The sequence below is a fragment of the Flocculibacter collagenilyticus genome (assembly GCF_016469335.1).
Taxonomy (GTDB): Bacteria; Pseudomonadota; Gammaproteobacteria; order Enterobacterales; family Alteromonadaceae; genus Flocculibacter; species Flocculibacter collagenilyticus.
The window spans coordinates 2442544-2457569 of the sequence record NZ_CP059888.1 but is presented as its reverse complement, the minus strand read 5'-3'; the positions used below and the strand labels follow the sequence as shown (position 1 = coordinate 2457569).

The 15026-nt window shown below is 38.5% G+C and carries 11 protein-coding genes; 6 read left to right on the top strand and 5 right to left on the bottom strand.

The genetic code is table 11. The annotated features are described in order from the left end of the window. Nucleotides 1-51: 51 nt before the first annotated feature. Nucleotides 52-2034, bottom strand: a complete 1983-nt coding sequence (locus tag HUU81_RS10905) for a fibrinogen-like YCDxxxxGGGW domain-containing protein (RefSeq protein WP_199608980.1) — start codon at nt 2032-2034, stop codon at nt 52-54. Nucleotides 2035-2205: 171 nt separating this feature from the next. Then, nucleotides 2206-4032: an alpha/beta hydrolase gene (locus HUU81_RS10900; RefSeq protein WP_199608979.1), complete on the bottom strand. Its 1827-nt coding sequence runs from the start codon at nt 4030-4032 to the stop codon at nt 2206-2208. Nucleotides 4033-4163: 131 nt separating this feature from the next. Between HUU81_RS10900 and HUU81_RS10895 the strand changes: the two genes are divergently transcribed. Then, nucleotides 4164-6350 (top strand): winged helix-turn-helix domain-containing protein, encoded by a 2187-nt coding sequence (locus HUU81_RS10895; RefSeq protein ID WP_199608978.1) that lies wholly within the window; start codon nt 4164-4166, stop codon nt 6348-6350. 88 nt (nt 6351-6438) lie between these two features. Here HUU81_RS10895 and HUU81_RS10890 read toward each other — a convergent pair whose 3' ends face one another. The 3 genes from HUU81_RS10890 to HUU81_RS10880 all read right to left on the bottom strand — a co-directional run bounded on the left by HUU81_RS10890 (nt 6439) and on the right by HUU81_RS10880 (nt 9934). Next, nucleotides 6439-7647 carry a phosphatidylinositol-specific phospholipase C domain-containing protein gene (locus HUU81_RS10890; protein WP_199608977.1) on the bottom strand — a complete coding sequence of 403 codons (1209 nt, stop codon included), beginning with the start codon at nt 7645-7647 and terminating at the stop codon, nt 6439-6441. A 298-nt stretch (nt 7648-7945) separates the two neighbouring features. Continuing rightward, nucleotides 7946-9151, bottom strand: coding sequence for a hypothetical protein (locus tag HUU81_RS10885; RefSeq protein ID WP_199608976.1), 1206 nt, complete (start codon nt 9149-9151; stop codon nt 7946-7948). 90 nt (nt 9152-9241) lie between these two features. Then, nucleotides 9242-9934, bottom strand: coding sequence for a glutathione binding-like protein (locus HUU81_RS10880; RefSeq protein ID WP_199608975.1), 693 nt, complete (start codon nt 9932-9934; stop codon nt 9242-9244). A 104-nt stretch (nt 9935-10038) separates the two neighbouring features. On the opposite strand from HUU81_RS10880, the gene HUU81_RS10875 reads away from it, so the two are divergent. The 5 genes from HUU81_RS10875 (at nt 10039) to nrdR (ending at nt 15019) form a co-directional block, all read left to right on the top strand. Next, entirely contained in the window at nt 10039-10896 is an 858-nt protein-coding gene (locus HUU81_RS10875) for a peptidylprolyl isomerase (protein WP_199608974.1), read from the top strand. Nucleotides 10897-11041: 145 nt separating this feature from the next. Next, nucleotides 11042-12220, top strand: coding sequence for a response regulator (locus HUU81_RS10870; protein ID WP_199608973.1), 1179 nt, complete (start codon nt 11042-11044; stop codon nt 12218-12220). Nucleotides 12221-12622: 402 nt separating this feature from the next. Beyond that, the gene (locus HUU81_RS10865) at nt 12623-12964 is read left to right on the top strand and encodes a hypothetical protein (protein ID WP_199608972.1); all 342 of its coding nucleotides are present in this window, start codon (nt 12623-12625) and stop codon (nt 12962-12964) included. Nucleotides 12965-13198: 234 nt separating this feature from the next. Next, nucleotides 13199-14467, top strand: a complete 1269-nt coding sequence (glyA, locus tag HUU81_RS10860) for a serine hydroxymethyltransferase (protein WP_199608971.1) — start codon at nt 13199-13201, stop codon at nt 14465-14467. Nucleotides 14468-14569: 102 nt separating this feature from the next. Then, entirely contained in the window at nt 14570-15019 is a 450-nt protein-coding gene (gene nrdR, locus HUU81_RS10855) for a transcriptional regulator NrdR (protein ID WP_199608970.1), read from the top strand. Nucleotides 15020-15026: the final 7 nt, after the last annotated feature.

Sequence of the window (15026 nt, the reverse complement as noted above, 5' to 3'; positions counted from 1 at the left end):
GGTAGCTACTCAATTGCTTGGCTACCTTTATAGATGATTTAATTTAGACTTTTATCTGATCCAAATTACACTCTGCCAGTTGTTGTATTCACCAATTGTCATATTGTCTACCCCATTAGTAAAGTTTAGTAATGAATCAGCTCTCCCCCAAGTATCACCATAGGCAAAATAGTCGTAGCATAGACTGCCTGTTAAAGTAGAGTCATGTTTCATAATGCCAAGTTTCACAAAGTCGTTTTTGTGTAAACTTGTAGGACCAGGATCTTCTAAGCTATCGGTTCCATCGCAAGTACTTCTTACTTCTGTGTTTATATATATCGTATCTTTGTAAAGTTGGCCATTTCCTATAACTGTATTAACAGGAGAAGATTCTAAGTTGTAAGCTAAAGTTTGGTTGGCTACAGGGAGAGTTTGTCGAATGTCACCAATTTTTATTTCTGTTCCAGTAACAGTACCAAAAGACACATGCCATCCATTTGATAAAGCGCTAGTAGTTTGTTCGGGTGTTGGTGTGTATAAACCTAGTTCATTACGATTATTAAATATGGCAACGCGTGTCCAGCCGCCGCCATCACTTTCCATATCGCAATATGCTTCGAATTCCTCAATAGGTCCTGCAGCATCAGGGTCAAGTGTATATATCCCGCTTGGAATGCTAGAGTTATTATCTAATAATGCTTTACATGAAGTGCCAGATTCAACCTCGGGTACAGTTGGGCCTGTATATTCAGTATAGCTTCCAAAGTATTCAAGTTCATCAATTTGAACGAGGTTGGTAGAGTGACCAGTGACAGCTTTTAATCTGATATGTTTAGTAATTAGTGGCGTTGTCAACTCAAATTGACCACCTCCTTTAGTTAAAGATAATGTTTCGTGATTTGTAAAATAGAAGCCATCTGTAGAGGTTTGAATTATAACATCTTTAGGTGATCTAGCTTGATATGTAGAGCTCATTATGATGCTAAAGCCTGTTACGATAGCTAACTTCTCAAAGTCCACTTGAAGCCAAGGTTGATAATCAATATATGAAATCCATGTTCCTCTATTTAGCATAGTATCTGCATATTCGTTAACTTTAGTGCCACCGAAAACATAACCATCGAAAGCTGCTTCAGGGCTATCGTAAGAATAAGTAAGGCTTGCAGAATAGTTTGAAGCAGTTAAGTTATTAGTACCTATTAAGGCAATATTAGTGTTGCCTATAGGGAAGTTATCGTAGTATGAGGTATATCTAAGGGTCATGGGATCCCTATCATAGTGTGTAATGTCGTGTGCAAAGACAAAACTCTCAACCTCTAAAAGGTTAAGTACTTCTGGCATATGATTTGTTTCACTATCATATGATGTTTCTTCAGTCATGATTATGTGGCCGAATGTAGTATCTAGGCCAGAGCTATTAATAATTTCTGATTTCAGTCTATAAGAGATGTTACCAACTAGATGGTCAGCTATATAGCCAGCCCTTTCTGGTTGATAAATAGCTACATAACCAATAATTTCCGGAAGGTAAGTGTCACTCGTTTCTTCACCGAAAATAGTTGTTCTAAAAGAGTGACGTGTTACGCTGGAGGCTCTTGTTGCATAAGCAAAACTGTTGTTTTGCGTCTGGTTTGATAGAAAAATAGCTGGCTTGCTCGTGAATGGTTCGCTGAAGTATACGTCTAAACTCCCTTGGTTTTGATTTATGGTTCCCACCTCCCAAATACTTCCATCAGGCATAGTATAACGACCAGTTTCTAGAACTAGATATGGAATATCTTCGTAACTGTGCCCGCCGTCTAAATAAGGCCATTCCTTAAATTTTATTTCAAATGAGGTATTATCAATTTTGTTAATTGAAACTGTTCCAGGATCTTCATCTGCATATGTTGGAACACCAGCAATAATAACGGGATTAGTAAAAGAGCTAACACTAATGGTTTGGGGGTCAGAGTTAACATTTATTTTATTTAGCTCGATGGTTTGTGAATGTGCAGTTGTTGTCAATAAACATGCATAAGCGAAAGCAACATATTTTTTATTATTAAACATCATCCTCTCTTACCTCTTAAATGAAATAGCAACAGTTAATGCTTTAACTGTTGCTTAAAAGAAGTAATATTGTAGTTTGGTTTTTGTTTACTTCAAGTTAACGATAACTCTTGCCGTCTTATTAAAAGGCGATAAGGTTACGCGATTAGTTAATGCTGATATGTTTAGTATTGTTTATTTGTTACTTAACTCTAAGCTAGAAAGCCAATCAATAGCATCCTTTATCAATTGTGGGTGCTGTAAGGGCACTAAGTGATGGCCTGACTCTATGGGAATATATTGGCCTCCAGCGCTATTCACTACTTGTTTGCTCCACTCCGTACCTTCTTCCATCCATTGTGTTAAAACTTCTTCATAGTCTGGATTATCATCAATGCTTTGTTGTTCAAAGTCGCTGTCAATAACGCTCACAGGTATGCTGGTAATAAGTGGAAGATTGGCAACTAGGTTCAAGTCATCATGATAGTTGGCAATTTCTAATGCTCGGGTTTGTTGTCGGTCAACCAAAATACGTTGTTGCGATACTGCATCAAAATATGACCAGTCCATTAATGCGCTGCTTCCTTCATCAAGCAAACTTTCTACTTCAGTACGTTCGGCAATGATTTTATTTTGTGTGCGCTCAGTCCATCCACCTTCTGCTAAGTATGGCAATAGGTCGTTAAGCATTTCTCGGTAGTAAGTGACTGGAAAATCTTGGTACATTGCGATGGAGTGCGGAAGAAAGATGTCAGGGTCAATCCATAACATACCGGCTAGATTGATAGCATCATCTTGGCCGTATTTTTGTTCAAACAGGCTTGCAGTAATATTGGCACTGGAAAATGCGACTAATATCACATTATTCTCATTCAACTGTGTGAGCGTTTGATGCAGCACGTCGGTGAAGTGTGTATATGAGGTTGATTCGTTAAAAGTGCTCCACGCATTTCCTGGGCGGTCAATCGCAATAACTTTGTAGTCTTCAGCTAATATTGGCTGTAGTAATGAAAACCACGCACTGTCACTGTGATAGTTCTTGTTGGGGCCAGACAGTAAAACAATAGTTGGTTTTTCAGAACTGTCGCCCATGGTTCTGATATGTAATGTATTTTCACCTACTTTTATTAGCTCAGAGTGCTCAGGTAGCGCAGGTTGTTCGGCTGATTCAAAAAAGGATAAGATCTCATTTGATGTGTCAAATACTGAAAACTGCCACCGATGATCACCATGCAGAATAGAATACAGATTAGTTTTTACATTCCCGCTCCAGTATGCTGTTAGGCTTGTACCTTGGTTTATGTTTTTTTCTAATGGATTGGCTAGAGAACCATTTTTTTGCGCTAATAAATTAATTGCATCAGGTGATGAAATTAGTCCAAAATTTGGGTGCGCTAAGCCTTGGTAGGGCAACACATTATCTTGTTTTGCGTGCACCATCATATAGGATGTTGGCTGTTCAATATTGCATGACTCTGATAGTTGCACTGACATGGGTGAACCTACAGAAGCTAAAGCCTTAAACTTATGACTGCGATTACATAGTAAGTTTTGAATAAATAAGCCACCTTGTGAAAATCCAGCAGCGTAAATTTCACCTTCTTTTATTGAGTATTCATGACTAATGTTGTCGATTAAGTCATCAACAAAGGCTAAGTCATCAACACCTAATCGATGAGGTTTATTGCAGTTACACCCTTCGTTCCATTCAGTTTCTTTTGCATTTGGGTAAGCAACAATGTACTCGCTAGATAGCTGTTCAAAACGACTCATATTTTGCATTTCGCCGCCATTACCGCCAGAGCCATGAAAAGCAAAAAGTAATTTGTATTGATTAGTGGGTGAGTAATTATTGGGCAAACTTAAAATATAACTTCTATCTCCTAATGTTAATTCATGAGTTTCGTTACTAACATTATTGTTAGACGATGATTGATTACAGGCAGTTATCAACAGTACACTAGATATTGCTGCAATTTTTTTGACTAAGTTTGTTATTTTACAGATTGGTAGATTAAGCATAGCGCCTCCTTTTTTTTCTAGTAAATAACAAACATTTTTAGAAGCGAAGTCTGTTATGTGTTCTAATCATGATGTATACATGATTTATTTATTACTTATTAAAATACATAATAAAAACAATAGGTTGATTTGTGAGTAGTGTGGTTGTAAATAAGTGTTTAATCGATGATATTGAGTTTGATTCAGATAATTTAATGCTGAAGCGGGGAAATGAAACCCGCGTACTTGAGCCAAAAGTAAAAGCGTTACTCGACGTACTGCTAAGTGCAGAAGGCAACTTAGTTACCCGAGACCAACTTATTGAACGAGTTTGGCATGGGCGAGTTGTATCTGATAGTGCAATAAATCGAGCTGTATTATTGTTACGGCGGCATTTAGGTTTTTTTAATCAAGAAAAACAGTTTATTGAGACTCGGCAAAGAGTTGGATACCAGCTTAACGCTTCAGTCACTTTTACTTCAGCAGAACAGAATAAAGCCACTGCGGGTGAGGGTACTTCACACAAATTAGCTAATAATAACGAGCAGCCCTGTTCAGAAGCAGCACAACAAAAAGCGGCACAAGTACCTGAATTGGAAATTTGTACTCAAATAACGAATAAGCAATTTGTTGTAAGTAAAGCCGCACGTATTACTTTATTAAGTATTTTAATGATGGCCGTGCTGTTGGCGCTATTTTCACTATTGACCATGGAGCAACCGCAAAAAACGGAGTCTATTGATAAGCGCACTCGCGTTAGCTTCAGCGACATTGAATATAATATTAGTACTACTACAAATGCCGATAAGTTGCTGTTTGAAAGGTATGACGAAATAACAGGATATGCTCAGCTTTGGTTATTTAATGCGGGTAGTTCAAACAGTGAAGCGATTACTCATGAAAATGAATCAGCAACAAGCGGTAAAATTAGTCCAAATGGTGAGCAAGTCGTTTTCAAAAAAGTCACTAATGATACTTGTCGTGTAATATTGCTAGACTTGATCTCTAATGCTCGACAAACCTTATTTGATTGCCCAATGGATAACGTAACTACTTTTCAATGGCATCCTACTCAGCCATTGCTGATATACAGGCAACGGCAAAATAAAACAAAGCCTTATGCTATTTTCAGCTATCACCTTGAAACCAAACAAACTCGGCAACTTACATTACCTAACGACAATACCAATACACAGGGAGATTATGCATTTGCTATTCACCCCAATAATGAAACATTAGCGTTTGTAAGATATATAGACGCAAAGGAAGTAGAACTTAACTTAATAGATTTAAATACGCTTAGTGCTATTCACCAGCAATTACTGCCGCATAAACCTTCACACGTGCAATGGCACCCCAATGGTGAGCAAATATTAATGAGTGAAGGCGAAAAACTTCTGAGCTACGACATTAACAAACATCAACTAAGCGACTTTTTATTTGTAGGGGAGGCAATTCAGTCTTTCTCTGTAGTTAAAAATGGCGTAGACAAACTGCATTTATGGTTTAGCAATATTCATACAAATAGTCATATTCTTACGCAGAAATTTAGTGAAGATATCTCTCATGTATGGCAGCGAAGCTCGCAACTTGAACTCATGCCAAGAGTTAGCCCTGACGGAACAAAGAAAGCGTTTTTATCTAACCGCAATGGCGAGTTGCAAATTTGGATTGAGCACAATAATCAAGCTGAACCTTTAACTATTACATGGCCATTTGAATTGCACTTTGTTCGATATGAGTGGTCGTCAGATAATACCACGCTATTATTGGCCAATGACGGTGCAATGTATTTGATAGACACCCAAACTGAAACCTTAAAGGAAATAGCAGATAACAGTGCGCAGGCTTATGTAGCAAACTTTACTGATCAGATTGAAGACAAGCAACACATTATTTATAGCAGTACTAAAAGTGGGCAGTGGCAACTCTGGTCATTAGACTTAGCAAATTCGCAGCATACTCAACTTACCCAACGTGGCGGCTACAGTGGACGGATATTTAACGATAAATTAGTGTTCAGTAAATTTAATCAGCCCGGGCTCTATATTAAACCCCTTGGTGAAAAAGAAGAAGAAATGCTGATTGAAGACTTTGATATCGTTAACTGGTTAAATTGGCGCATCATTGAGAATGATGTTTTTTACTACAAACCTGAACAAGGTATTTGGCGCTACAATTTAATTAATAAGCAGGAAGATCAAGTGCTTAAGCACACGCCTAACTTTGTTCATCAGTATGACGTGAAGATGGAAAATAATAAGGCCAACGGCGATTATATTCTTTACGTACAACGTCAGCCTAGCAAGGGTGACATTATTCAATTGACATTGAATTAGATCATACCTAGTTTGTGTGGCTTACTGCCAATACAATTAGGGCTGATAAAACTCAGCCCTAATAACTAATTCGATTCAAGATTATCGATTAGTGCCAAGTTCCTTCTTGTTGTTGATCAGTATGGTTTAACCACACAGTACTATGCCCAGCTGCATCTTTTTCCGCTTTAAGAGACTGGTTGTCACGACTATTAGTAGGAACACTAAAGTGCCAGTTGTTACCTAGCATTTGGCACATTTGTTCTCCTTCATTCCAAGTGCCCGTTTGAGGTGATATTGACCAAGCTCCAGAAGATGCGTTTTCACACGCATGTAGATAGGTGTAGCCGCACTGCTGGTCGTCCCAACGGCCATTGCCCCATTGAACGGCACAATCTTGATCGCCAGCGTTATTAGGCTCTTGATTATCCCAGCTCCAGATACCTGCGGCTAAGCGACCGTCGTTAGGAGACATATCGTCAAGGTTTACAATGTTTGCGCCTTCTTTAAAAAAGCGAGTTACATCACTTGCATTGATTAGGTCGGCGCTACCACCAGTAAATACATCAGCAATACCGCCTACTGTTGTTCTGTCTTCCCAGATTCGGCCAATCTCGCCTAAACCTGTAAATGCGGTCGTTTTCCAGTTGGTATTATTAACACAGCCACCGTCACCCCACAGAATAACTTTTTTCCCTTGGGCAAGTACTTGTGCTTTTGTTAAGGTTGAAGGAATTGCGCCACAGCCGTTACTTCTGTATATCCACTGGCCAATTTTGTCATTAATTTGATCATAGGCTTTGTCATGGCGTCCGCTCATATGATCTTCTACATATAAAATAAGTACTTGGTTTTCGCTGTCGCTGCTATTTAACCAGTCTCGTACTTCGTTCAAACCTTCAGTAAAATACTTGTCATTAATGCTGCACACACCGTGGCACATTAGTAAACGCTTAGGGTATGAAAAAAGACTTTCCATTTTTGTTGTCCAATGCACGTCAATTTCTATAAAGCGTGCGCCAAGCCTCAATTGGTCATGAATGCTGTACTTTTGTTGAGGATCAAGATAGCGGCAACCCACAGAGAAATTACAACTCCGATACACTTCTGAGTTATAACTGTTATGGGTGCCTGGAATATTATTGTCGGCGATAGGGGCATCAAGATCGACTAAACGTTGTAAGGCTAATGCTTTGCCTTCCCAACTGTTTTTAAAGTCATTTACGCTGCCTGCGTGAGCTTGATTTGAAATACCAATAGAAGCTAATCCTACTGATGCGAACATGGTGGCTACTGCAATTTTTGTTATTTTTATCATGCTAATTTTATTATTTTTTTAAGCAGGTCATGATTGGGACTGCAGTAATCAGCGGCCTGAAGCTGTTTAACACCCTCCTAGTACCATCCGTGTTTTGGCAAGATATTCTGTGTATCTAAACCAATGTCCTCAATACTGCTGAGTAAAATCTATACAACATTGTTTCGTAAAGAAAGATGTATAGATGCCCGTAGTTACTAAAAGGTTAATATAGTGAAAATAAATGTAATTTATACCTGTTTCTCTTTTAGGGATAGCATTGTGGATGGCACATCTAGTTAGTTATTTAGTCAGTTAGTTAGTTAGGTAAGCTAGCTGCTGCACGCGCATCGACATGCGCTTGATAGCGCTCTTTTAATATACTCATATCATTAGGGAATTTTTTATACAAAGCCATGTAAAAAATAGACATAGTTTTGTCGTTTTTTAGTTTTTGTAAATAGTTATAAGCTTCATATGCGGAGTCAGTTCTGGAGCCTGAGCTAAGGCGCTTTAAGATTCTATTTATTTGACTAGTTAAGTTTGGCGCTAATTCACCGCCTTCTCTTTCCAGATCAATCATTAAAAGCATGACATGAACAATAGAAGGTACGCCATAGCTGGGGAACAAATCTAATGCACGGTCGATTGCTTCAATCGCTCTATGTTTGTAGGCAGTTGAATAAAACTCTTCATATAAAAACATATCGGCAATGGCAACGTGTGTCCATGTAAGGTACGAAAGCTCATAATCATGTTCATATTGAACACGCAATTTATCTAATTCTTCATATTTAAACAGGTCAAAATTTAAACCAAATAGTTCATCCAAGTATGCTTGGCTTAACGACTTGTCACCTAAAGCGAGTGCCTTGGGTAGTATCAAATTTAATTTAATTAATGCACTTTTATAATTTCTGTCTTGTCGTAATTCTTTTTTTATATCATCCAGCTTAGTTTGAAAGGCTGTAAGCTGCGCAAGGCGAATGTCATCTCGTATGGTTTGAATTTGTTTTTTGGTTTCTTGCTGAGCGGCTTCTTGCGCAATTCGATTAAAGTTCGCTTCAAACTTTGCTAATTCTTTTTCAAAGTTTGAATCCATGGTTTCATTTAGTTTTATAAATTTTTCATCAATAGTTCGAGTGGTTTGGTCGTGAATATTTTGAGTGACATTGGTAAATTGGGTAATCCCCATAAAAGATAGAATTAATATAATGACTGCCACCCAATTACGTAATGATTGTAATTTTTGATTTAATTCATGTGATACATCGCTAGATATTTTTTTTACAGTAATATTTTCAAACTCTTGCTTAGGAACGCGATAGTACGACTCTTCAATGTCTGACTTAAGTCGTTCTATCACTTCTTCAAGATGAGCAACCCTTTCTTTTTCTTCATTTTGTTCAATACTGCCTTGGCTATTGGGGTGATCGTCTTTTCGTCTATTTTGCTTGGGAGGGGTCTTTAGGGGTACATCTTCACTTGCCGTTTTTTTAGTAGGTTCGTCGTTATTCGCTTTCATGATACATTTTCCACGGCATTCGACTACGTGAACATTAGTATTAATTATAGTGCAAATATGGTGTCTACAGTTCTGCTACTTTAGGTATCACTAATTGGACTGGTTTGGGGTTTTAAATAAAATACTTTTTTGTTTGTCGGTCATTGCGTCTACTTTCTCAAACTGATCTTCAATGGCAAGCGCGCGCTTTACAGCAGCTCTAGTGCTTATAGAGTCAATCCATTGCTGTACATGAGGGTAATTATTGATGTTTATTTGCTGTCCTTCCCAATTCAACGCCCACGGAAATGCCGCCATATCTGCGATAGAATATTCATCGCACAAATAGTCTCGCCCTTTTAGCCTGTTATCTAACACACGATACAAACGTTTAGCTTCTTCAATATACCGATGTTTTGCGTAGGGAATATCTTCCGTGGCATATTCAACAAAGTGATGGTTTTGTCCTAGCATTGGCCCAAAACCGCCCATTTGCCACATTAGCCATTCAGTTACTTGAATACGTTTAAGCGGCTCAGAAGGAAAGAAATTACCTGTTTTCACCCCTAAATACATTAGGATGGCAGCAGATTCAAAAATATTAATTGGATGGCTGGCATACGCTGAATCTAAATCTACAATGGCAGGAATTTTATTATTAGGTGATATTTTTAGAAAATGTTCATTAAACTGATCACCCTCTAATATATTGATAGGTATGATTTTATAGGCAAGCCCACACTCTTCTAACATGATGGTTATTTTATGCCCATTTGGGGTGGGAAAATAATACAATTCAATCATAATAAACCACAACCCTTAACTGGTTAACTTAGGTAAAGTATAAATTAAATAATAGCTTCCATATCGGTTATCCAAAATAATAAGTATGAAAGAAGGAAATATATGTGAAAATTTTTTGGTTGGTGTTAGTGCTCAGTATGCCAATGATTCAAGCCGCAGCGGCTCAAGCAAAGCAGTCAGACTGGACGAGCCTGCCTCAGTCAGAACTAGTCTATATGCAATTAGATACAGGCTTGGTTGTTATTCATTTAAGCCAAAGTGTTGCGCCAAAACACGTTGCGCAGTTTTCCAGTTTAGTTAAAAGTAGATTTTACGATAATAGCTCGTTCTATCGTGTAATTGATGGATTTGTAGCTCAAGCGGGTAAAGCCGAAGAAAAATCGGATGTGCCTACATTGCCGCCAGAGTTTACTCGTACTATTCCAACCAAGTCAGACTTTATTTCAGTGCAATCCCCCGCATTTTTTGCTGATGAAGCAGGGTTCATTAATGCGTTTGCGGCAGGCAAAGATAATGAAACGAAAGAAGAATGGTTAATTCACTGCCCGGGGGCGCTAGCCATGGCAAGAGGCACAGCTCCGAATAGCGCAACGTCTGACTTTTATATAGTTATTGGCCAAGCACCACGCCACCTAGATAGAAATATGAGCATTTTTGGACGTGTAGTTTATGGCATGGAGCATGTTCAAAAAATTAAACGCGCCTCTTTAACGAGTGTGGTGTCACAAGGTGGGGTTATTAGTGACAAAGCAAAACAAACGAAAATTAAATGGGCTAAATTAGGTGATGAGCTGCCTAATACACAGCAATTAACACTGGCAGTACAAAATGTAGCTGCAACGCCATTCCAGCAGCGGCTTCAAGACGCAAAATCCTTAAAGCATGAATTTTATGTCTATCCGGGATCGTCGAATATAGACGTTTGTTATTACCAGCCTAAAATAAAGGTTGATAACATTTAAAACCAAGCAAAAGACTCAAGTAACTGGTTCGTTTGAAATAATTAGCATCCATACATGCGCTTTCAAATTGATGGGCTATGATTACAGAGTGCGGAAGAAATAATTGGGTACAGCCAGTTTAAGTAATAAACAGTAGGGAGTGTGCATGAATAAGCCTAAGAGTGACGTACTTGTAGTTGATGATGATAAAACAATTAGAGAGCTTATCAGTATCTCGTTAAGTGGTCAGTTTACAATTCACGAAGCGGAGACAGGCGAAAAAGCACTTGAAATGGTTAATACGCTAAACCCATTAGTTATATTGCTAGACATAAATTTAGACGGTGGTATGAATGGTAAAGAGGTGTGCGTAAAGTTAAAAGAAAATGAAAGCGAGACACATCCACCTGCTATCATCTTTATTTCCGCTGACGATAACGAAGAAACCATTTTAAAATGTTTTGAGGTTGGGGCAGATGACTTTATTGCAAAACCCTTCGATTTAGCAAAATTTGTGAAAAAGATTGAAGTGCTCTCTGTTCATCAATCGTTAGTTTGGAAATTAAAAAGCAGCGAAGACGAGCTCACCTCTCTAGTTGACACCTCATTCAAACAAGCAGCCAATTATGGCGCTGCCCTTAATTTAGTAAAATCAATGAACTTGTCTGACGATGAAGCGGAGTTAGGCAGGCTAGTATTCCAATATTTAAAAAGTAGTGGGCTAGCAAGCGCCATCATGTTCAACTCGGGCGACCAGCAAGTGTATTTCGACTCTAAAAATACGTATTGTAGTCCTATAGAACAACAGGTCTTTGAGTTAACCGCATCTAAAGGCAGACTGTTTAAATTTGGTAATCGAATGATGGTAAACGACAAGCATGTGTCGTTACTTATTAAAAACATGATGCCAGAGGAACATGCGGACTACGGCATATTTATCGACATCATAGCGGTGTTAATAGAAGCACTGGAAGCGAGGTTTGTTGGGCTAATTAACGAAAGGCGAATTAAAGCAGCGCAAGCATCGATAGTTGAACTTATTGATGATGTAAAAGTTAAAGTTGCCTACATGCAAGAATCGAAAAGAGAAATGCTAAATAAAATAGTGAGCGAAGTTAGCTTATCGTTTCACCAATTAGAGTTAACGGAAGTTCAAGAAGCATTTTTCAATGACCTGTTAGAAAAGTCCCTCACCGATAATGATGAAGACAGCAAAGTGTTTTATGACCTACGCGACAAATTACAACTGGCAGCTGAAAGCCTTCAAATAGAAGAGCGAGAAAAAATAGCAAAACCAAGCACATCAGGTTCAAGCGATGCAGGTCAAGATGTTGAATTATTTTAGCTTTTCAATAAGCTAGGGTGGCCTTAACTTACTAGCAAAGGTTTCGGGAAACTGCACCCAGAGCAATTGAAATTATAGCAATTGAAAAATACATCAAGGCGACAAGCCACTGAACCATTTGGGTTTAGATAAACTAAATGATTGCGTAAAAGCGTGCAGTCTACAATACTGCGTTTTTATGTAAAACGGGCATACAAAATAACATTATCTTAAACTTATCTAAGTACATCTCTACAGCATAATTATTGTTAATCGCCCTGAGTAGGAAAAACCGCATTAATTTTGTGTTGTTATTGCTACTGTATGAGTGTTCTTTATATCCTTAATCAGATATACAGCATAATAAGCACACCAAACGTAAGAGTTGAACGCTATTAATGAGTTTCAGAAGGGTAAAAAAGAATGGATAGCATAAGTTTTTTCGAACCTTATGGTGATATGTTGTTTTCTTTGGAGGACGTAAATGGTTTAAATAGGCGGATATGTGAAGGTGCTATAGAGGAAGCGTTAAAGCGATATTCACTATTAGTTGTATATGTTGAAAGGCCTTTTAACAATAGAGATGCTGTCCAGCTTGATTTGTCAACATTTAATAACACAGATGTACTTTTGTTTGATCAGTTTTCATGTGTATTTCATGCTGATTTGACTGAAGCGAATAAGGGAGTCCACACCATCTATAAGCTATTTGAAAACTATGAACACTTTTGTGTATTTTTCGCTGACGGCCGTACGTCGGATTAATTTGTCGGGTGGCGCTTCGCTTAACCGACCTACGTTTAACCAACCGACGCTTAACCCATGTATAAGGCTTTCTCCGCTACACTGCTATTGTGATTGATTTTTTATTTTCATTGATGAATATCACTTTGTTGTAGAATATTTTTTCTTTGCTATAGGCAACTTCATTAATAGTGCGTAAAATGCCCGCCAACGCATTCAAATACATTTTTGTTAATTCCAAACAGAGGAACGTATATGTTAACTCGTGACATGAATATTGCAGATTTTGATCCTGAATTATGGCAAGCGATGGAAGATGAGGTTACTCGTCAAGAAGAGCATATCGAGCTAATTGCATCGGAGAACTACACTAGTCCTAGGGTATTGCAAGCACAGGGCTCACAGTTAACAAACAAGTACGCTGAAGGTTATCCGCATAAACGTTACTATGGCGGGTGTGAGCATGTAGATATTGCTGAAGACTTAGCGATTGCGCGTGCAAAAGAATTATTTGGTGCGACTTACGCAAATGTGCAACCACATGCTGGTTCACAAGCGAATTCAGCGGTATTTCAAGCGTTATTAAACGCGGGTGATACGGTACTTGGAATGAGCTTGGCGCATGGAGGTCATTTAACACATGGTTCGCATGTAAACTTTTCAGGTAAGCTGTATAACGCTATCCAATATGGTCTAAGCGAAGAGACAGGCGAAATTGATTACGCTGAAGTAGAGCGTTTAGCACTTGAACATAAACCTAAAATGATTATTGCGGGTTTTTCTGCATATTCAGGTATTGTAGATTGGAAGAAATTCCGTGAAATAGCAGACAAAGTAGAGGCATACTTATTAGTTGATATGGCTCATGTTGCTGGTTTAGTTGCTGCTGGTCTTTATCCTAACCCTTTACCACATGCTCATGTTGTAACTACAACTACTCATAAGACTTTAGCTGGCCCGCGTGGCGGCTTAATTGTTTCGGCTTGTGATGATGAAGATATCTACAAAAAATTAAACAGCGCGGTATTCCCAGGTGGACAAGGCGGCCCGTTATGCCATGTAATTGCTGCTAAAGCTGTTGCGTTTAAAGAAGCATTGCAGCCAGAATTTAAAGACTACCAAGCACAAGTATTGAAAAACGCTAAAGCAATGGTAAGTGTTATGCAAGAACGTGGATATAAAATTGTATCTAATGGTACTGATAACCACTTATTCTTAGTTGACTTAATTGATAAAGATATTACTGGTAAAGATGCTGACGCTGCTCTTGGCCGTGCGTATATCACAGTGAATAAAAACTCGGTACCGAATGACCCACGCTCGCCATTTGTTACGTCTGGATTAAGACTAGGCACACCTGCAATTACACGTCGTGGCTTCAAAGAAGAACAAGCTGGTATGGTTGCAGGGTTTATTTGCGATGTAATTGATGGCTTGGTTAACCACCCTGATGATGAGTCAGTGGTTGAAGCAACTCGTGAAAAAGTAAAAGCATTATGTAGCGAGTTTCCTGTATACGCATAATTCGTAATACTATGTACAAGCATAACCATTAATATTTCGGCCGCATTAGCGGCCGTTTTTGCTTCAATTTGTAAAATAAAGTAATAAATAGAGAAACAGCGGATGCATTGCCCTTTTTGTAGTACGCACGAAACTAAAGTGATTGACTCTCGTTTGGTTGCAGATGGCCACCAAGTTAGGCGTCGTCGTGAATGTTCTGATTGTAAAGAGCGTTTTACCACCTTTGAAAGTGCTGAGCTTGTAATGCCTAAAGTGGTAAAACAAAACGGCTCGCGTGAACCATTTAATGAAGACAAGCTGCGCAATGGTATGCAAAGAGCGTTAGAAAAACGCCCAGTTGATACTGAAGCAATCGAGCTAGAGATTAATAAAATATTTGCCAAGTTAAGAGCCACTGGCGAGCGTGAAGTAGATAGTAAGTTAATTGGTCAATTCATTATGGAAGGGTTAAAAGAGCTAGATAAAGTGGCGTATGTGCGGTTTGCTTCGGTATATCGTTCATTTGAAGATGTGAAAGAGTTTGGTGAAGAAATTGCTAAGCTTGATCAGTAAAAGCTAA